At 40.7% G+C, this 19,714-nt stretch carries 18 protein-coding genes and 1 other annotated feature; all 18 genes read left to right on the top strand.

Annotation, left to right across the window (positions count from 1 at the left end; all coding sequences use genetic code 11):
- Positions 1 to 172: 172 nt before the first annotated feature.
- Positions 173 to 706: a transcription termination/antitermination protein NusG gene (gene nusG, locus BIV60_RS11895; protein ID WP_071355950.1), complete on the top strand. Its 534-nt coding sequence runs from the start codon at positions 173 to 175 to the stop codon at positions 704 to 706.
- 194 nt (positions 707 to 900) lie between these two features.
- A complete protein-coding gene (gene rplK, locus BIV60_RS11890) occupies positions 901 to 1,326 on the top strand; it encodes a 50S ribosomal protein L11 (protein ID WP_026565509.1) in 426 nt (141 codons plus the stop codon).
- 109 nt (positions 1,327 to 1,435) lie between these two features.
- The gene (gene rplA, locus BIV60_RS11885) at positions 1,436 to 2,134 is read left to right on the top strand and encodes a 50S ribosomal protein L1 (RefSeq protein WP_071355949.1); all 699 of its coding nucleotides are present in this window, start codon (positions 1,436 to 1,438) and stop codon (positions 2,132 to 2,134) included.
- 49 nt (positions 2,135 to 2,183) lie between these two features.
- Positions 2,184 to 2,326: a sequence feature (ribosomal protein L10 leader region), on the top strand.
- Between the two features lie 33 nt (positions 2,327 to 2,359).
- A complete protein-coding gene (gene rplJ / locus BIV60_RS11880; protein WP_071355948.1) occupies positions 2,360 to 2,860 on the top strand; it encodes a 50S ribosomal protein L10 in 501 nt (166 codons plus the stop codon).
- Positions 2,861 to 2,915: 55 nt separating this feature from the next.
- Positions 2,916 to 3,278 (top strand): 50S ribosomal protein L7/L12, encoded by a 363-nt coding sequence (rplL, locus tag BIV60_RS11875; RefSeq protein ID WP_071355947.1) that lies wholly within the window; start codon positions 2,916 to 2,918, stop codon positions 3,276 to 3,278.
- Between the two features lie 96 nt (positions 3,279 to 3,374).
- Positions 3,375 to 3,974: a class I SAM-dependent methyltransferase gene (locus BIV60_RS11870; protein ID WP_071355946.1), complete on the top strand. Its 600-nt coding sequence runs from the start codon at positions 3,375 to 3,377 to the stop codon at positions 3,972 to 3,974.
- A 252-nt stretch (positions 3,975 to 4,226) separates the two neighbouring features.
- Positions 4,227 to 7,787 (top strand): DNA-directed RNA polymerase subunit beta, encoded by a 3,561-nt coding sequence (gene rpoB / locus BIV60_RS11865; RefSeq protein ID WP_071355945.1) that lies wholly within the window; start codon positions 4,227 to 4,229, stop codon positions 7,785 to 7,787.
- Positions 7,788 to 7,916: 129 nt separating this feature from the next.
- Positions 7,917 to 11,516 (top strand): DNA-directed RNA polymerase subunit beta', encoded by a 3,600-nt coding sequence (rpoC, locus tag BIV60_RS11860; protein ID WP_071355944.1) that lies wholly within the window; start codon positions 7,917 to 7,919, stop codon positions 11,514 to 11,516.
- Between the two features lie 146 nt (positions 11,517 to 11,662).
- The gene (locus BIV60_RS11855; protein ID WP_071355943.1) at positions 11,663 to 11,911 is read left to right on the top strand and encodes a 50S ribosomal protein L7ae-like protein; all 249 of its coding nucleotides are present in this window, start codon (positions 11,663 to 11,665) and stop codon (positions 11,909 to 11,911) included.
- 104 nt (positions 11,912 to 12,015) lie between these two features.
- Complete coding sequence (gene rpsL, locus BIV60_RS11850) at positions 12,016 to 12,438, top strand: 30S ribosomal protein S12 (protein WP_071355942.1); 423 nt, start codon at positions 12,016 to 12,018, stop codon at positions 12,436 to 12,438.
- Between the two features lie 39 nt (positions 12,439 to 12,477).
- Positions 12,478 to 12,948: a 30S ribosomal protein S7 gene (gene rpsG / locus BIV60_RS11845; RefSeq protein WP_071355941.1), complete on the top strand. Its 471-nt coding sequence runs from the start codon at positions 12,478 to 12,480 to the stop codon at positions 12,946 to 12,948.
- Between the two features lie 48 nt (positions 12,949 to 12,996).
- On the top strand, positions 12,997 to 15,078 hold the full coding sequence (gene fusA, locus BIV60_RS11840) for an elongation factor G (protein WP_071355940.1): 2,082 nt from the start codon (positions 12,997 to 12,999) through the stop codon (positions 15,076 to 15,078).
- A gap of 125 nt (positions 15,079 to 15,203) precedes the next feature.
- Positions 15,204 to 16,391, top strand: a complete 1,188-nt coding sequence (gene tuf / locus BIV60_RS11835) for an elongation factor Tu (RefSeq protein ID WP_071355939.1) — start codon at positions 15,204 to 15,206, stop codon at positions 16,389 to 16,391.
- 502 nt (positions 16,392 to 16,893) lie between these two features.
- Entirely contained in the window at positions 16,894 to 17,202 is a 309-nt protein-coding gene (gene rpsJ, locus BIV60_RS11830) for a 30S ribosomal protein S10 (RefSeq protein WP_003354783.1), read from the top strand.
- 39 nt (positions 17,203 to 17,241) lie between these two features.
- Positions 17,242 to 17,868 carry a 50S ribosomal protein L3 gene (rplC, locus tag BIV60_RS11825; protein ID WP_071355938.1) on the top strand — a complete coding sequence of 209 codons (627 nt, stop codon included), beginning with the start codon at positions 17,242 to 17,244 and terminating at the stop codon, positions 17,866 to 17,868.
- 29 nt (positions 17,869 to 17,897) lie between these two features.
- Positions 17,898 to 18,521 (top strand): 50S ribosomal protein L4, encoded by a 624-nt coding sequence (rplD, locus tag BIV60_RS11820; protein ID WP_071355937.1) that lies wholly within the window; start codon positions 17,898 to 17,900, stop codon positions 18,519 to 18,521.
- The gene (gene rplW, locus BIV60_RS11815; RefSeq protein ID WP_177177280.1) at positions 18,518 to 18,805 is read left to right on the top strand and encodes a 50S ribosomal protein L23; all 288 of its coding nucleotides are present in this window, start codon (positions 18,518 to 18,520) and stop codon (positions 18,803 to 18,805) included. The genes rplD and rplW overlap by 4 nt, the downstream gene beginning before the upstream one ends.
- Positions 18,806 to 18,834: 29 nt before the next feature.
- On the top strand, positions 18,835 to 19,665 hold the full coding sequence (rplB, locus tag BIV60_RS11810; protein WP_071355935.1) for a 50S ribosomal protein L2: 831 nt from the start codon (positions 18,835 to 18,837) through the stop codon (positions 19,663 to 19,665).
- Positions 19,666 to 19,714: the final 49 nt, after the last annotated feature.

Raw genomic sequence — 19,714 nt, 5'->3', positions numbered from 1 at the left:
CTAGCCCCTCGAGGGAAAAAATGAACTGCTTTTTTCCTAGGTCGCTTCGGTCCAGACGATGAAGTCAAAAACCGAATTCACCGTATGGCCAGCAAGCAATTGTCGGGGCTGACCAAGGCGCTTGCGATTTTCTTAAAAAAATACAGGGAGGGACGGACACTAGTCCTTTTATATGGAAAAGAATTGGTATGTTGTTCATACTTACTCAGGTTATGAAAATAAAGTAAAAGCTAACCTAGAAAAACGCGTTGAATCAATGGGGATGGCTGATAAAATTTTCCGGGTCGTAGTTCCTGAGGAAGAAGAAACGGAAATCAAAAATGGTAAAAAGAAAGTGGTAAAACGAAAAGTTTTCCCTGGCTATGTTTTAGTTGAAATTGTTATGACGGATGATTCTTGGTATGTGGTCCGGAATACTCCTGGAGTAACTGGTTTCGTCGGCTCCGCCGGTTCAGGTTCAAAGCCAACTCCGCTTCTACCGGAAGAGGTGGCCGTACTATTGAAACGCATGGGAGTAGAAGAAAAACGTTTAGATGTGGACTTTGAAATCGGCGAAACAGTGCGTGTGAAAGAAGGCCCATTTGCCAACTTTACCGGTACAGTTGAAGAGATGGATAAAGATAAAGCTAAACTTAAAGTATTAGTCAATATGTTCGGCCGCGATACTCCGGTTGAACTTGATTTCACACAAATTGACAAACTATAAAAAGAAAAATAAAGTCGATATTGTAAAAAAACTTGAAATCAACTTTAAAAAATGTTAATATTTCATAGGTCAGTATGTCTCGAACTTTGAGACAAGACTTTGTCAAGTTCTTTATCTTTATATAAAGACAGATGCCTTGAGTGGGAGGGTGAAAACCCTATTACCACATCACGGACTTTAAGGAGGTGTGTCTCGTGGCTAAAAAAGTAATTAAAGTTGTTAAATTGCAAATCCCTGCTGGTAAAGCAAATCCTGCGCCGCCGGTTGGTCCTGCACTAGGTCAAGCTGGTGTTAATATCATGGGATTCTGTAAGGAATTTAACGCTCGTACAGCTGATCAAGCTGGTTTAATTATTCCTGTTGAAATCACGGTGTTTGAAGACCGTTCATTTACATTTATTACGAAAACTCCTCCTGCTGCCGTTCTTTTAAAAGTAGCAGCTGGAATCCAGTCAGGTTCTGGTGAACCTAACCGTAATAAAGTAGCAACAGTTAAGCGCAACACAGTGCGCGAGATTGCGGAACAGAAAATGCCTGACCTTAACGCAGCTAGCGTTGAAGCAGCAATGCGCATGGTTGAAGGTACTGCACGCAGCATGGGAATCGTTATCGAAGATTAATCCATGTAAAACTGTTTGATGAAATGAAGGGTTGCGAAGTTCTAAAATACTCGCAACCTTTTTCGTGGGAGAATTATTCGCTAAAACCACATTTTAGGAGGAAAAACAAATGGCTAAAAAAGGTAAAAAATATCTAGATGCTGTGAAGCTTGTAGATCGTACAAAAGCATATCCAATTGCTGAAGCAATTGAACTTGCAAAGAAAACAAACTTTGCAAAATTCGATGCGACTCTTGAAGTTGCTTTCCGTCTAGGTGTAGACCCTAAGAAAGCGGACCAACAAATCCGTGGTGCAGTTGTACTGCCAAACGGTACTGGTAAAACTCAACGCGTTTTAGTATTCGCGAAGGGTGAAAAAGTGAAAGAAGCTGAAGCTGCTGGTGCTGATTATGTTGGCGATACAGAATACATTAATAAAATCCAACAAGGTTGGTTTGAGTTTGATGTAATCGTTGCTACTCCAGATATGATGGGTGAAGTTGGTAAACTTGGTCGTGTATTAGGACCAAAAGGTTTAATGCCAAACCCTAAAACTGGTACTGTTACATTTGACGTAACAAGAGCAATCAATGAAATCAAAGCAGGTAAAGTGGAATACCGTGTTGATAAAGCTGGTAACATCCACGTGCCAATCGGCAAAGCATCTTTTGAAGATGAAAAACTTGTTGAAAACTTCAAAACGATTTTCGATACCTTGCTAAAAGTTAAGCCTTCTGCTGCAAAAGGTACTTACATGAAGAACGTAACTGTTACTTCAACAATGGGACCTGGTGTGAAGGTAGATCCATCTTCAGTTGCTACAAAATAATTTTTGTTGACAAACTATTATTAGTTATATATAATATATTTTGTTGTTTAAAATAAAAACATTTGTACTGTAGACAGCAGGGGCTCTTGGGCTTAATTATCCTGCCGAGGTAATGCGATAAATTGGCTGAAACGCTTCAGCTTTATGCTGCCTCCATGTCTTTGTTTGATATGGAGGTTTTTTATCTGCCTGGTATAAATGTAGATAACTACAGGAGGTGTAAAGATGAGCAGTGCAATCGAATCAAAGAAATTAATCGTTGATGAAATCGCTGATAAATTAAAAGCCAGCAAATCTACGATTGTTGTTGACTACCGTGGTCTTACTGTTGCTGAAGTGACTGAACTTCGTAAGCAACTTCGCGAAGCTGGTGTCGATTTCAAAGTTTACAAAAACTCAATGACTCGCCGTGCGGCTGATGCTGTTGAACTTTCAGGTTTAAACGAAGCTCTAACAGGTCCAAACGCAATTGCGTTCAGTACCGAAGATGTTGTAGCTCCTGCTAAAATCCTTAATGATTTTGCGAAAAAACATGAGGCTCTTGAAATTAAAGCAGGTGTAATCGAAGGTAACGTCGCTTCGGTTGAAGATGTTAAAGCTCTTGCTGAACTTCCTTCACGCGAAGGTTTACTTTCTATGCTACTTTCAGTACTACAAGCTCCAATCCGCAATCTTGCTCTTGCAGCAAAAGCAGTTGCAGATCAAAAAGAAGAACAAGGCGCGTAAGTTAATCTAAATGCGTTACTAATAAATCGAATGAACACTAAGGAGGAAATTTAAAATGACTAAAGAACAAATCATTGAAGCAGTTAAATCTATGACTGTTTTAGAACTAAACGATCTAGTAAAAGCAATCGAAGAAGAATTCGGCGTAACTGCTGCTGCTCCTGTAGCTGTAGTTGGCGGTGCTGGTGCTGCTGCTGCTGAAGAACAAACTGAGTTTGATGTAATCCTTGCTGGCGCAGGAGATCAAAAAATCAAAGTTATCAAGGTTGTTCGTGAAATCACTGGTCTTGGTCTTAAAGAAGCAAAAGACCTTGTTGATAACACTCCAAAGCCTCTTAAAGAAGGCGTATCTAAAGAAGAAGCTGAACAAATCAAAGCTAAGCTTGATGAAGTTGGAGCGAACGTTGAAGTTAAGTAATTTTACTATAAAAAAGCTCGCTGTTTAAGCGGGCTTTTTTTGGCTTATTAAAAATCCTCGCCTTTCTTCAATATCATTCTCCAGGGAGTTGATTTTTTGACAGAACACTACTATTCTCGTTCCCAAAAAGTTGAAAGTGATCCGAAGTATTGGGATTATACCTTAAGGAAGCATCTTTTTCGTTTTAAAACAGATAATGGTGTTTTTTCTAAACGGGAAGTAGACTTTGGTTCGCGTTTATTAATTGAAGCATTTGAATTACCCGATGTTGAAGGATTTATTTTAGATGTGGGCTGTGGTTACGGACCCATTGGTTTATCTCTGGCACAGAGTTACCCTGAAAAAATAGTTCATATGGTGGATGTAAATGCGCGGGCAATTGAACTTGCTAAAGAAAATGCAGTGCTTAATCAGCTTCAAAATGTTGAAATTTATGAAAGCGACCGGTTAACAGCGGTTAAGGTAAACAATTTTGCGGCTGTTTTAACCAATCCGCCGATTCGGGCTGGCAAAAAAATTGTCCATGATATTTTTGAACAAAGCCATGAACACCTTGCTGCTGGCGGTGAACTTTGGATCGTTATTCAAAAGAAACAAGGAGCGCCATCGACAATTGAAAAATTGAAGGAACTATTTGCCGAGGTAGAAACGATTAATAAGTCAAAAGGTTATTTTGTCATAAAGGCTAAAAAATAGTTGACTCTAATTGGACGCTATGTTAGCATTATAAAATGCCATCATAATATTTTCCGAATTATTCCTGAAAACAATTAAAAACATTGTATAAAAATGGATAAAGTCGGAAATGATGACAAAATAATAGTCAAAATGTGAAAATGTGGTTTTTATGAAAAACCCTTTTTCTTTTTGTCTTACAAGAGGGAATTTATTTCTTCTTAAAGACGTTAATACATTTTATTATAACGCTTGATTTGAGGGGTGAATCAGTTGACAGGTCAACTAGTTCAGTATGGACGACACCGGAAGCGGAGGAGTTACGCGCGAATCAGTGAAGTTTTAGAATTACCAAATCTTATTGAAATCCAAACCTCTTCATATCAATGGTTTCTTGATGAGGGATTGCGTGAAATGTTCCAGGATATTTCACCAATTGAAGACTTTACTGGTAACCTATCACTAGAATTTATTGATTACAGCCTTGGCGATCCAAAGTATTCTGTTGAAGAGTCAAAAGAACGGGACGTTACATATTCAGCGCCTTTACGTGTAAAAGTACGTCTTGTTAACAAAGAAACAGGTGAAGTAAAGGACCAAGATGTTTTTATGGGTGATTTCCCGCTCATGACTGAAACAGGAACGTTTGTTATCAACGGTGCTGAACGTGTTATCGTTTCTCAATTAGTACGTTCACCGAGCGTATATTTCAGCGGGAAAGTTGATAAGAACGGAAAAAAAGGATTTACAGCCACTGTAATTCCGAACCGCGGCGCTTGGCTCGAGTATGAAACAGATGCCAAAGATGTCGTATATGTCAGAATAGATCGTACTCGGAAACTGCCCGTTACGGTTCTTTTGCGTGCACTTGGCTTTGGCTCTGATCAAGAAATCATTGAACTGATTGGGGACAACGAGTATATACGCAATACGCTGGAGAAAGACAATACCGAGGGTGTTGATAAAGCCCTTTTGGAAATTTACGAACGTCTTCGTCCAGGTGAACCGCCGACAGTTGATAATGCAAAAAGCTTATTAGTTTCCCGGTTCTTTGACCCTAAGCGATATGATCTTGCTAATGTTGGTCGCTACAAGATCAATAAAAAGCTTCATATTAAAAATCGCTTATTTAATCAACGTTTAGCAGAATCCCTTGTGGATCCTGAAACTGGTGAAATTATCACAGAAAAAGGAACATTACTTGACCGTAGAAATCTTGATCGGATTATTCCTGCGCTCGAAAAAAATATTAATTTTAATAGCTATAATCCAACAGGCGGCGTTGTGGAAGATGACATCATTCTTCAAGGAATCAAAATTTATGCCCCTAATGACGAAAATGAAAAAGTCATCAATGTATTGGGTAATGCGTATGTGGCTGAACCAATTAAAAATATTACTCCAGCAGATATCATTGCTTCCATTAGCTATTTCTTTAATTTGCTGCATGGTGTAGGAGATACAGATGATATTGACCATTTAGGGAACAGACGTCTTCGTTCTGTTGGTGAGTTATTGCAAAACCAATTCCGTATTGGTTTATCCCGGATGGAGCGCGTTGTACGCGAGAGAATGTCCATTCAAGATACGGCAACAATTACACCACAGCAACTCATTAATATTCGTCCTGTTATTGCATCGATTAAAGAGTTCTTTGGAAGCTCGCAATTATCGCAATTCATGGACCAAACAAACCCGCTTGCAGAATTAACTCATAAACGCCGTTTATCAGCGTTAGGACCAGGAGGATTAACACGTGAGCGTGCCGGCATGGAAGTTCGTGACGTTCACTATTCCCACTATGGTCGTATGTGTCCAATCGAAACACCAGAGGGTCCAAACATTGGTTTGATCAACTCTTTATCATCTTATGCAAAAGTAAATCGTTTTGGCTTTATTGAAACACCTTATCGTCGTGTCGATCCTGATACAGGTAAGGTAACAAGCCGAATTGATTATCTAACGGCAGATGAAGAAGATAACTATGTAGTTGCACAGGCAAATTCACGTTTAGGTGAAGACGGTGCCTTCCTTGATACGGATATCGTAGCTCGTTTCCGCGGTGAAAACACGGTGGTAAACCGTGACCGTATTGATTATATGGATGTATCACCAAAGCAGGTTGTGTCTGCGGCGACAGCATGTATTCCGTTCCTTGAAAATGACGACTCCAACCGTGCCTTAATGGGTGCGAACATGCAGCGTCAAGCAGTACCTTTGATGCAGCCGGAAGCTCCTCGTGTTGGAACTGGTATGGAATATGTATCAGGTAAAGACTCAGGTGCAGCGGTTATTTGTAAGCAGGATGGAATTGTCGAACATGTCGAAGCCCGCGAAGTTTGGGTTCGTGAATTAAAAGAAGTAGATGGCCAAGAGGTAAAAGGCGATCTTAAAAAATATCGACTCTTAAAGTTCATCCGTTCCAACCAAGGTACATGCTACAACCAACGTCCAATTGTTGCAGTAGGTAACCGTGTGAAAAAAGGAGAAATTCTCGCTGACGGTCCTTCAATGGAGTTAGGAGAATTAGCTCTTGGACGTAACGTTCTTGTTGCGTTCATGACATGGGACGGTTATAACTATGAAGATGCGATTATCATGAGTGAACGTCTTGTTAAAGATGACGTATATACATCAATTCATATTGAAGAGTATGAATCCGAATCTCGTGATACAAAGCTTGGACCAGAGGAAATTACCCGTGATATTCCAAACGTTGGGGAAGATGCCCTTCGTAATTTGGATGAGCGCGGTATTATCCGTACGGGTGCAGAAGTAAAAGATGGAGATCTTCTTGTTGGTAAAGTTACACCAAAAGGGGTTACTGAACTAACTGCTGAGGAACGTCTTTTACATGCGATTTTCGGTGAGAAGGCCCGCGAAGTCCGTGATACTTCCTTACGGGTACCACATGGCGGCGGCGGAATCGTCCATGACGTTAAAGTATTCAATCGTGAAGACGGCGATGAACTTCCTCCAGGAGTAAATCAGCTTGTCCGTGTATATATCGTTCAGAAGCGTAAGATTCACCAAGGTGATAAAATGGCAGGGCGCCATGGAAATAAAGGTGTTATCTCAAGGATTTTACCTGAAGAAGATATGCCTTATTTACCGGATGGCACACCGGTTGATATCATGTTAAACCCATTAGGGGTACCATCTCGTATGAACATCGGGCAGGTGCTTGAACTTCATTTGGGAATGGCTGCCAGATATTTAGGTATTCATGTTGCAACTCCAGTATTTGACGGAGCGCGTGAAGAGGATGTATGGTCAACGATTGAAGAGGCAGGAATGGCACGGGATGCGAAAACTGTTCTTTACGATGGTCGTTCAGGTGAACCATTTGACAACCGGGTTTCAGTTGGTGTCATGTATATGATTAAACTTGCCCACATGGTTGACGATAAATTGCATGCCCGTTCAACAGGACCATACTCACTTGTTACTCAGCAGCCACTTGGCGGTAAAGCGCAATTTGGCGGACAGCGTTTCGGTGAGATGGAGGTTTGGGCGCTTGAAGCCTATGGTGCCGCTTATACACTTCAAGAAATTCTGACTGTTAAATCAGACGACGTTGTTGGTCGTGTGAAAACATATGAAGCAATCGTTAAAGGTGAAAATGTTCCGGAACCGGGCGTTCCAGAATCATTCAAGGTTTTAATTAAAGAACTTCAAAGTCTTGGTATGGATGTGAAAATCCTCTCCGGTGATGAAGAAGAAATTGAAATGCGTGATATGGAAGACGAAGACGAATTACAACAGGTCGATACATTAAATATAGTTCCTGAAGCCCAGAACCTTGAGTCTGAAAAAGTGGGTTCAAAAGAGTAATTTTTAGCTAAGCGTACCGAGCATTAAAAAATGCTTCATAGGAACAAGTTGTACTTGTTCCTATTGCGCTTTTAGCTTTTCTTAGTGCAAAATGGGTAAAACCTGGAGATCAAAAGGGAGGTAGACCCTATGCTTGACGTTAATAATTTTGAGTACATGAAAATTGGTCTGGCTTCACCGGATAAAATCCGCTCATGGTCATTCGGAGAAGTGAAGAAACCTGAAACCATTAACTATCGTACGTTGAAGCCTGAAAAAGATGGCTTGTTCTGTGAGCGCATTTTTGGTCCTACAAAGGACTGGGAATGTCATTGCGGGAAGTATAAGCGTGTCCGTTATAAAGGTGTAGTTTGTGACCGATGTGGCGTTGAAGTAACTCGTGCAAAGGTACGCCGTGAAAGAATGGGCCATATTGAACTTGCAGCACCTGTTTCACATATCTGGTATTTTAAAGGTATTCCAAGCCGAATGGGACTTGTGTTAGACATGTCACCAAGGGCGTTGGAGGAAGTTATTTACTTTGCCTCTTATGTTGTAACGGAATCAGGAGATACAGCTCTTGATAAAAAGCAGCTTTTATCTGAAAAAGAATATCGTGCATACCGTGAAAAGTTTGGCAATAAGTTTCAAGCATCCATGGGTGCCGAAGCTATTAAGAAATTACTTTCAGACATCGATTTAAATAAAGAAGTAGATACCCTTAAGGAAGAATTAAAAACAGCACAAGGCCAACGCCGAACTCGTGCGATCAAACGCCTTGAAGTTTTAGAAGCTTTCCGTGGTTCGGGTAATGAGCCATCATGGATGGTTCTTGACGTACTTCCTGTTATTCCTCCCGAACTTCGTCCAATGGTTCAATTAGACGGAGGAAGATTCGCAACTTCTGATTTAAATGATTTATATCGCCGTGTTATTAACCGAAATAACCGCCTAAAGAGATTGTTAGACCTTGGTGCACCAAGCATTATCGTTCAAAACGAAAAGCGTATGCTCCAGGAAGCAGTAGATGCTCTTATCGATAACGGCCGTCGCGGTCGTCCTGTAACGGGACCAGGTAACCGTCCATTGAAGTCACTTTCTCACATGCTAAAAGGTAAACAAGGACGTTTCCGTCAAAACCTTTTAGGAAAACGTGTTGACTATTCTGGACGTTCTGTTATTGTTGTAGGTCCTAACTTGAAAATGTTCCAATGCGGTCTTCCAAAGGAAATGGCTCTTGAGTTATTCAAGCCGTTTGTTATGAAAGAACTTGTTGAAAAAGGCTTGGCCCATAACATTAAATCCGCAAAACGGAAAATTGAACGAGTGTCTCCTGAAGTTTGGGATGTCCTTGAAGATGTAATTAAAGAGCATCCGGTTTTATTAAACCGCGCTCCGACATTACACAGACTTGGAATTCAGGCATTTGAGCCAACCCTTGTTGAGGGCCGTGCCATTCGTCTGCACCCGCTTGTATGTACAGCTTATAACGCTGACTTTGACGGGGACCAAATGGCCGTTCACGTGCCGCTTTCTTCGGAAGCACAAGCTGAAGCAAGACTGTTAATGCTTGCTGCACAAAACATTTTGAATCCAAAGGACGGTAAGCCTGTTGTAACTCCTTCTCAGGATATGGTGCTTGGTAACTATTACCTAACGCTTGAAAGAGAAGGTACTGTAGGAGAAGGTATGGTCTTCAAAGACACGAATGAAGCACTGCTTGCGTACCAAAACGGCTTTGCTCATTACCATACTCGTGTGGCTGTCTATGCCGGTTCGTTAGGTAATGAAACCTTTACAGAAGAACAAAATAATATGCTATTAATCACAACAGTAGGTAAACTGATTTTCAATGAAATTCTGCCAAAATCTTTCCCGTATATCAATGAACCAACAAGAGATAATTTAGAAGTGAAAACTCCTGAAAAGTACTTTGTTGCTAAGGGCGAGGATGTTCGTGCAAGAATTAAAGAAATGCCTATTGTCGATCCATTTAAAAAGAAAATTCTTGGAAATATCATTGCGGAAGTATTCAAGCGTTTCAAAATTACCGAAACCTCAAAAATGCTTGACCGCATGAAGGATCTAGGATTTAAACATTCAACGAAAGCCGGTATTACGGTTGGTGTAGCTGATATCGTCGTATTAGGTGAGAAACAGCAAATCCTTCACGAAGCACAGGAAAAAGTTGATAATGTTATGAAGCAATTTAGACGTGGTTTAATTACGGAAGATGAGCGTTATGATCGTGTTATTGCGATTTGGAGTGCGTCTAAAGATACGATTCAAGGTAAACTGATGAAATCCTTGAATAAAACGAATCCAATCTTCATGATGTCTGACTCCGGAGCCCGTGGTAACGCATCGAACTTTACACAGCTTGCGGGTATGCGCGGATTGATGGCCAACCCGGCTGGACGGATTATTGAGTTACCGATTAAATCAAGTTTCCGTGAAGGTTTAACAGTTTTGGAATACTTTATCTCGACACACGGAGCCCGTAAAGGTCTTGCTGATACGGCGCTTAAGACAGCGGACTCTGGTTATTTAACACGTCGTCTTGTCGACGTTGCGCAGGATGTTATCGTTCGTGATGATGATTGCGGAACGGACCGTGGATTGCTCATTCGTGCATTAAAAGACGGAAATGAAATCATTGAGTCGTTAGAAGAACGTCTAATTGGCCTTTATGCTCGCAACCCAATTAAACATCCGGAAACGAAAGAAGTTCTTGTTCCTGAAAACGGACTGATTACTGAAGATCTGGCAGAGACCATTGTCGGTACAGGAATTGAAGAAGTAAAAATTCGTTCCGTATTTACATGTAATACCCGCCATGGCGTATGTAAGAAGTGTTATGGCCGTAACTTGGCTACTGGTCAGGAAGTGGAAGTGGGTGAAGCAGTTGGTATTATCGCTGCCCAATCCATTGGTGAACCGGGTACACAGTTAACAATGCGTACCTTCCATACAGGCGGTGTTGCCGGAGACGATATCACACAGGGTCTTCCGCGTATTCAAGAGATTTTTGAAGCACGTAACCCTAAAGGGGTAGCCGTCATTTCGGAAATTGATGGTGTTGTTGTTGGCATTAATGAGGGACGCGACCGTCAGCATGAAATTGTTGTTCAAGGTGAAGTGGAATCACGTACTTACAATGCACCGTATACTGCCCGCTTAAAGGTAGCAGTGGATGATCGTGTTAAACTTGGTCAAGAATTAACCGAAGGTTCAATCGACCCTAAAGAGTTAATTAAAGTAAAAGACGTGAACGCTGTTCAAGAATACCTATTGCGTGAGGTACAAAAGGTTTACCGTATGCAAGGGGTAGAAATCGGTGATAAACACGTTGAAGTAATGGTTCGTCAAATGCTTCGCAAGGTTCGCGTAGTAGATGCTGGGGAAACAGATGTACTACCGGGCACATTACTCGATATCCACCAGTTTACGGATGCCAATGAAAAGGCATTGTTAGCAGGTAAATTACCTGCGACAGGACGACCTGTATTACTTGGTATTACTAAGGCATCTCTTGAAACAGATTCATTCTTGTCCGCTGCATCATTCCAAGAAACAACAAGAGTTCTTACAGATGCTGCAATTAAAGGCAAACGCGATGAACTGTTGGGTCTTAAAGAGAATGTTATCATTGGTAAACTTGTTCCAGCTGGAACAGGAATGCAGCGTTATCGCAAGGCTGAGCCAGTATTCGCTGAATCAGAGTCTAACGAAACCGTTACAATTGATTAATCAAAGTTGTAAACGCGGTACTTGCCTTAAAGCAGGTACCGCATTTTAAAGAAAAATACTTTTTAAAGATTTGTTGACATCCAATTATAAAGATGTTAATATATCAAAGGTGCTCCTATTCACCTAGTACTTTGGAGGATATGAAAATGTCTTATGAAAAAGTATTACGGGCAAGCAAAGTAATTATAGGAACAAAACAAACAGCAAAGGCACTTAAAAACGGTCAGGTACAAGAATTGGTTATAGCACAGGATGCTGATCCGAAGGTGACGGAATCTGTGATTAATCAAGCCTTGCAAATGAACGTACCAATCCTTTATGTTGATTCGGCAAAAAAGCTGGGGAAAGCATGCAGGGTTGATGTCGGAGCCTCAACTGTTGCGATTATCCGTTAAAAACTGTTTTTGTAGATAGAGAAGTCTGCAAAAACTTTGTTTTTGCAAAAAAATGAACCACCTGGATGTGTGGGCTTACAAATAATGAAGGGAGGAAACATAACATGCCTACTATTAATCAATTAGTGCGCAAGCCACGTCAGGCTACTACTGAGAAGTCAAAATCTCCTGCGCTAAACAAAGGTTACAACAGCTTCAAGAAATCTCAAACAAATGTATCTTCACCACAAAAACGCGGAGTATGTACTCGTGTTGGTACAATGACTCCAAAGAAACCGAACTCAGCGTTACGTAAATATGCTCGTGTACGCTTAACAAACGGTATTGAGGTGACTGCATACATTCCTGGTATTGGTCACAACCTTCAAGAGCACAGTGTTGTTCTTATCCGTGGAGGACGTGTAAAAGACTTACCAGGGGTACGTTACCACATCGTACGTGGAGCACTTGATACTGCTGGTGTAAACAACCGCATGCAAGGACGTTCTAAATATGGTACTAAGAGACCAAAAGCAGCTAAAAAATAATCACTTTAAATAACAGCTTTCTCGAAAGGAGGAAATAATATGCCACGTAAAGGTCCTGTAGCAAAAAGAGATGTGTTACCAGATCCACTTTACAATTCAAAATTAGTTACTCGTCTAATCAACAAAATGATGGTTGACGGTAAAAGAGGTAAATCCCAAGAAATTCTTTACTCTGCGTTTGATACGATTCGTGAACGCACTGGTAAGGAACCAATGGAAATTTTCGATGCAGCTATGAAAAACATCATGCCTGTACTTGAAGTAAGAGCACGCCGTGTAGGTGGTGCGAACTACCAAGTTCCAGTTGAGGTGCGCCCTGATCGCCGTACTACTTTAGGTCTTCGTTGGTTAGTTAACTATTCACGTCTTCGCGGTGAAAAAACGATGGAAGAGCGTTTAGCTAACGAAATCATGGATGCAGCTAACAACTCTGGCGCATCTGTTAAGAAACGTGAAGATACACACAAAATGGCAGAAGCAAACAAAGCGTTTGCTCACTATCGTTGGTAATTTAACCTTCAATATAAAAACTTTCATACTAGGAAGGAGAAAGACCCAATGGCAAGAGAGTTCTCCTTAGAAAACACTCGCAATATCGGCATCATGGCTCACATCGATGCCGGTAAAACAACCACCACTGAGCGTGTACTTTACTACACTGGTAAGATTCATAAAATCGGTGAAACACACGAAGGTGCATCTCAGATGGACTGGATGGAGCAAGAACAGGAGCGCGGAATCACTATCACTTCCGCTGCCACAACAGCACAATGGAAAGGCCACCGTGTAAACATCATCGACACACCAGGACACGTAGACTTCACAGTAGAAGTTGAACGTTCCCTTCGTGTTCTTGATGGTGCAGTAGCCGTCCTTGATGCACAATCAGGTGTTGAACCGCAAACTGAAACAGTTTGGCGTCAAGCAACAACTTACGGAGTACCACGTGTTGTATTCGTAAATAAGATGGACAAAATTGGTGCTGACTTCCTATATTCTGTAGGAACAATCCATGATCGCTTACAAGCGAATGCACATCCAATTCAGTTACCAATCGGTGCTGAAGATCAGTTTGAAGCAATCATTGACCTAGTGGAAATGAATGCTGTATTCTACGGTAATGACTTAGGTACTGACATTGAAGTGCGTGAAATTCCTGAAGAATACCGTGCACAAGCTGAAGAATACCGTGAAAAATTAGTAGAAGCTGTAGCAGAACTAGATGAAGAATTAATGGAAAAATACCTTGGTGGCGAAGAAATCACCAAAGAAGAGCTTAAAGCTGGAATTCGTAAAGGTACCGTTAATGTTGAATTCTATCCTGTAATCTGTGGATCAGCTTTCAAAAACAAAGGTGTCCAGCTGATGTTAGATGCTGTTATTGACTACCTTCCATCACCGTTAGATGTACCTGCAATTAAAGGTCATGCAATTGATGATGAAGAAGAAGTCATTGAACGTCACTCTAGTGATGAAGAGCCATTCTCTGCTCTTGCATTTAAAGTTATGACTGACCCTTATGTTGGTAAATTAACATTCTTCCGTGTTTACTCTGGTATGTTAGAGTCTGGATCATATGTCCAAAACTCTACTAAAGGTAAGCGTGAACGTGTAGGACGTATCCTGCAAATGCATGCAAACAGCCGTCAAGAAATTTCTAAAGTTTATGCCGGTGACATTGCTGCAGCAGTAGGTCTGAAAGATACCACAACTGGTGATACTCTATGTGATGATAAAAACCCTGTGATCCTAGAGTCAATGAATTTCCCAGAACCGGTAATTCAACTTTCAGTAGAGCCAAAATCAAAAGCAGACCAAGACAAGATGACTACTGCACTACAAAAGCTTCAAGAAGAAGACCCAACTTTCCGTGCACATACTGACCAGGAGACTGGCCAGGTTATCATAGCGGGTATGGGTGAACTTCACCTTGATATTCTAGTTGACCGTATGCGTCGTGAATTTAAGGTTGAAGCAAATGTAGGAGCTCCTCAGGTTGCCTATCGTGAAACTTTCCGTGCTTCTGCACAAGTTGAAGGTAAATTCGCTCGTCAATCTGGTGGTCGTGGACAATACGGTCACGTTTGGATCGAATTCTCACCTAACGAAGAAGGAAAAGGATTCGAATTTGAAAACGGTATTGTCGGTGGTGTTGTTCCTCGTGAATACATCGCTCCAGTTCAAGCTGGACTTGAAGATGCTTTAAATCGTGGTGTTCTTGCTGGATATCCATTAGTTGATATTAAAGCAAGATTATTCGATGGTTCTTACCATGATGTTGACTCATCTGAAATGGCCTTTAAAATTGCTGCATCTATGGCACTTAAAAATGCTGCATCTAAATGTAGCCCAGTTATCCTTGAACCTATGATGAGGGTTGAAGTTGTTATCCCTGAAGAATATTTAGGGGATATCATGGGTCAAATCACTGCTCGTCGTGGTCGTGTTGAGGGTATGGAAGCTCGTGGTAACGCACAAGTTGTTCGCGCGATGGTTCCGCTTTCTGAAATGTTCGGATACGCAACAGCACTTCGTTCTAGTACACAAGGTCGTGGAGTATTCTCTATGCACTTTGATCACTATGAAGAAGTACCAAAATCAGTATCTGAAGAAATCATCAAAAAAAATAAAGGTGAGTAATTGATTTTCACTTATCTTTAAAGTATAACTACTAATGTAAGCAAGGAAACTGTAAGATTGGGACAACCACCTTGCGGTTTCCAAAAAATATACTTATATTTTATAATTTAGAGGAGGATTTCCTAATGGGTAAAGCTAAATTCGACCGCTCAAAACCACACGTTAACATTGGTACAATTGGTCACGTTGACCATGGTAAAACTACTTTAACAGCTGCAATCACTTCTGTACTTGCTAAATCCGGTAAAGCAGAAGCACGTGCATATGATCAAATTGATGGTGCTCCTGAAGAAAGAGAGCGTGGTATCACAATCTCTACAGCGCACGTTGAGTATGAAACTGATAATCGTCACTATGCACACGTTGACTGCCCAGGACACGCTGACTATGTTAAAAACATGATCACTGGTGCTGCGCAAATGGACGGCGGTATCCTAGTTGTATCTGCAACTGATGGTCCAATGCCACAAACTCGTGAACACATTCTTCTTTCTCGTCAAGTAGGTGTTCCTTACCTTGTTGTATTCATGAACAAATGTGACATGGTTGACGATGAAGAACTTCTTGAATTAGTAGAAATGGAAATTCGTGACCTTCTTTCTGAATACGATTTCCCTGGCGATGACACTCCAGTTATCAAAGGTTCTGCTCTTAAAGCATTAGAAGGCGATGCTGCATGGGAAGAAAAAATCTTTGAACTTATGAGCGCTGTTGATGAGTTTATCCCAACTCCAACTCGTGATACTGATAAGCCATTCATGATGCCTGTTGAGGATGTATTCTCAATCACTGGTCGTGGTACTGTTGCTACAGGACGTGTTGAGCGTGGTGTAGTAAAAGTTGGTGATGTAGTTGAAGTCGTTGGTTTCACTGAAGAACCAAAATCTACTACTGTAACAGGTGTAGAAATGTTCCGTAAACTTCTTGATTTTGCAGAAGCAGGAGACAACATTGGTGCTCTTCTTCGTGGTGTAGCACGTGAAGATATCGAACGTGGACAAGTATTGGCTAAACCTAAGTCAATTACACCACACACTAAATTCTTAGCTCAAGTTTACGTATTAACAAAAGAAGAAGGTGGACGTCATACTCCATTTTTCACAAACTACCGTCCACAATTCTATTTCCGTACTTCTGATATTACTGGTATTTGTAATCTTCCAGAAGGAACAGAAATGGTTATGCCTGGCGACCACATCGAAATGACTGTTGAGCTTATCGCTCCAGTTGCGATTGAAGAAGGAACTAAATTCTCTATCCGTGAAGGCGGACGTACTGTAGGATCTGGTACTATTACTTCAATTCAAGCGTAATAAAACAATAAAAAAAGCAGATGGGTGACGATCCATCTGCTTTCTTTATTGTTTGCTTTTTGAATAACCAGTTGAATTGCGCTCCAGGCGATTCACTCTAAACAAAATATTTATGATTTCAAAATGACTATTTAACTAAGCCTAATCGATAAAACGAGTTTCTTCTATATAAATATGTATTGTTTTATTTCACGAATTTTTAAACTTTTATAATCTAGCCCCGATTAAATTTAGGATATTAATGGAGATTGAAGTTTACTATTGAAATTGACTATAGGTGCCGTTATAATAATAAAAGTGTGCTAAGCACAAGAAACATAAAAGAAAATCGTGATAAATGTTGCGTTTGCTTTATGTTTTATGTATAATAGACAATGTTGGTCTTTGACTGCGATGATGTGGAAGGTTGCTGACACACCCGGCCGCTTTGCCATGGCGAGTGTGTGGGAAATTTTCACTGAGTATGTCTATTTAGAAAATAGGCGATAAAGGAGGGAAAATAATGGCAAAACAAAAAATTCGTATCCGTTTAAAAGCGTATGATCACAGAATTCTTGATCAATCTGCAGAAAAAATCGTGGAAACAGCAAAGCGTTCAGGTGCGGCAGTATCGGGTCCAATCCCGCTTCCAACTGAAAAATCTGTTTACACAATCCTTCGTGCGGTTCATAAGTATAAAGATTCTCGTGAGCAATTCGAAATGCGGACACATAAGCGTCTAATCGACATCGTTAATCCAACTCCACAAACAGTTGATTCATTAATGCGTTTAGATTTACCATCTGGTGTTGATATTGAAATTAAACTTTAATTACAATAAACAATCAAAAATTATAGGAGGTGTGACTAAATGACCAAAGGAATCTTAGGAAGAAAGATTGGTATGACTCAAGTATTTGTTGAAAACGGCAATTTAATCCCAGTTACTGTTGTTGAGGCAGCTGCAAACGTTGTTCTTCAAAAGAAAACTGTTGACACAGATGGCTATGAAGCAATCCAAATCGGTTTCGAAGACAAACGTGAAAAATTAGCTAACAAACCAGAAAAGGGCCATGTTGCGAAAGCAAATACTGCTCCTAAGCGCTTCGTTCGCGAAATTCGCGGAGTTGATGTGGCAGGGTATGAAGTTGGTCAAGAAGTCAAAGTTGATATTTTCGCTGCAGGCGAATCAGTAGATGTAACAGGAATTTCAAAGGGTAAAGGTTTCCAAGGCTCAATCAAACGCCACGGACAATCTCGCGGCCCAATGGCTCACGGTTCTCGTTATCATCGCCGTCCTGGTTCAATGGGACCTGTTGCTCCAAACCGTGTATTCAAAGGTAAAGCATTACCTGGACGTATGGGTGGAGAACAAGTTACTGTACAAAACCTTGAGATTGTAAAAGTTGATGTTGAACGCAATTTACTATTAATCAAAGGTAATGTTCCAGGAGCTAAAAAATCATTACTAAAAATTCAACGTGCGGTAAAAGCATAAATACTTTCTAAGAAAGGAGGAACAAAAGCATGCCTAAAGTAGCATTATTAAACCAAGCTGGATCACAAGTTGGTGAAATCGAACTTAACGAATCAGTATTTGGACTTGAGCCAAACCAACACGTATTATTTGAAGCAATTGTCATGCAACGCGCTTCTTTACGTCAAGGAACTCATAAAGTAAAAGGTCGTTCTGAAGTACGTGGTGGTGGACGTAAACCATGGCGTCAAAAAGGAACTGGTCGTGCTCGTCAAGGGTCTATCCGTTCTCCACAATGGCGCGGAGGTGGTATTGTATTTGGTCCAACACCACGCAGCTATAGCTATAAACTACCAAAAAAGGTTCGTCGCTTAGCGATCAAATCTGCACTATCTTCTAAAGTGGTAGAAGAAAATATTTTGGTGCTTGAAAGTTTGATTTTCGATGCACCAAAAACTAAAGAATTCAAATCAGTATTAGGCGGTCTTTCGGTTGAGAAGAAAGCACTAATCGTTACTGCTGACCTAGATGAAAACGTAGCATTATCTGCTCGTAACATCCCTGGCGTAACAGTTGTAACAGCTGATGGAATCAACGTATTAGACGTTGTAAATCATGATAAATTAATCATGACAAAAGCAGCGGTTGAAAAAGTAGAGGAGGTGCTTGCATAATGGATGCACGCGATATCATTAAGCGCCCCGTTATCACTGAACGTTCTACTGACCTAATGGCTGAAAAGAAATATACATTTGAAGTTGATGTTAGAGCAAATAAAACTCAAGTTAAAGATGCTATTGTAACTATCTTTGGCGTTGATGTTGAAAAAGTAAACATCATGAACTACAAAGGTAAATTCAAGCGTATGGGTAAATTCGGTGGTTACACAAATAAACGTCGTAAAGCAATTGTTAAATTAACAGCTGACAGCAAAGAAATCGAATTCTTTGAAGCATAAGAATCTAACTAGAAGAGGAGGGAAACAAAATGGCGATTAAAAAGTACAAACCTACCTCCAATGGTCGTCGTGGTATGACTACTTCTGATTTCGCAGAAATCACAACTAGCACACCAGAGAAATCTCTATTAGCACCTTTAAAGAGAAAAGGCGGCCGTAATAACCAAGGTAAGTTAACTGTTCGTCATCAAGGTGGCGGCCATAAGCGTCAATATCGTTTAATTGACTTTAAACGTACAAAAGATGGCATTCCAGGACGCGTTGCCACAATCGAGTATGATCCAAACCGTTCTGCAAACATTGCATTAATTAATTATGCGGATGGAGAAAAGCGTTATATCTTAGCTCCTAAAAACCTTCAAGTAGGTATGGAAGTAATGTCTGGTCCAGAAGCTGACATTAAAGTGGGTAATGCACTTCCATTAGCAAATATCCCTGTTGGTACCGTTGTACACAACATTGAATTGAAACCAGGAAAAGGTGGACAATTGGTACGTGCTGCCGGTACATCCGCACAAGTTCTTGGTAAAGAAGGTAAATACGTACTTGTACGTTTAAATTCTGGTGAAGTTCGTATGATTCTTTCTGAATGCCGTGCATCAATCGGTCAAGTTGGAAACGAGCAACACGAACTAATTAACATTGGTAAAGCTGGACGTTCTCGCTGGTTAGGCAAACGCCCAACTGTTCGTGGATCTGTTATGAACCCTAACGATCACCCACATGGTGGTGGTGAAGGTCGCTCTCCAATCGGACGTAAATCACCAATGTCTCCATGGGGTAAACCAACTCTTGGATACAAAACTCGTAAGAAGAAAAACAAATCGGACAAATTTATCGTTCGTCGTCGTAAAAAATAACGTGATTGAACTACGGTTCAAAGGAAGAACCGTAGACCTATCACGAAGG

The sequence above is a fragment of the Bacillus sp. MUM 116 genome (genome assembly GCF_001866655.1).
GTDB lineage: Bacteria > Bacillota > Bacilli > Bacillales > Cytobacillaceae > Neobacillus.
Note: the sequence above shows the minus strand (reverse complement) of the source record. Positions and strands in the feature narration are given on the sequence as shown.

Bases quoted from the DNA above. Each gene is read 5' to 3' on its own strand.
- nusG (WP_071355950.1), top strand. From the start codon at position 173: ATGGAAAAGAATTGGTATGTTGTTCATACTTACTCAGGTTATGAAAAT.
- rplA (WP_071355949.1), top strand. From the start codon at position 1,436: ATGGCTAAAAAAGGTAAAAAATATCTAGATGCTGTGAAGCTTGTAGAT.
- rplJ (WP_071355948.1), top strand. From the start codon at position 2,360: ATGAGCAGTGCAATCGAATCAAAGAAATTAATCGTTGATGAAATCGCT.
- rplL (WP_071355947.1), top strand. From the start codon at position 2,916: ATGACTAAAGAACAAATCATTGAAGCAGTTAAATCTATGACTGTTTTA.
- rpoC (WP_071355944.1), top strand. From the start codon at position 7,917: ATGCTTGACGTTAATAATTTTGAGTACATGAAAATTGGTCTGGCTTCA.
- BIV60_RS11855 (WP_071355943.1), top strand. From the start codon at position 11,663: ATGTCTTATGAAAAAGTATTACGGGCAAGCAAAGTAATTATAGGAACA.
- rpsL (WP_071355942.1), top strand. From the start codon at position 12,016: ATGCCTACTATTAATCAATTAGTGCGCAAGCCACGTCAGGCTACTACT.
- rpsG (WP_071355941.1), top strand. From the start codon at position 12,478: ATGCCACGTAAAGGTCCTGTAGCAAAAAGAGATGTGTTACCAGATCCA.
- fusA (WP_071355940.1), top strand. From the start codon at position 12,997: ATGGCAAGAGAGTTCTCCTTAGAAAACACTCGCAATATCGGCATCATG.
- tuf (WP_071355939.1), top strand. From the start codon at position 15,204: ATGGGTAAAGCTAAATTCGACCGCTCAAAACCACACGTTAACATTGGT.
- rpsJ (WP_003354783.1), top strand. From the start codon at position 16,894: ATGGCAAAACAAAAAATTCGTATCCGTTTAAAAGCGTATGATCACAGA.
- rplC (WP_071355938.1), top strand. From the start codon at position 17,242: ATGACCAAAGGAATCTTAGGAAGAAAGATTGGTATGACTCAAGTATTT.
- rplD (WP_071355937.1), top strand. From the start codon at position 17,898: ATGCCTAAAGTAGCATTATTAAACCAAGCTGGATCACAAGTTGGTGAA.
- rplB (WP_071355935.1), top strand. From the start codon at position 18,835: ATGGCGATTAAAAAGTACAAACCTACCTCCAATGGTCGTCGTGGTATG.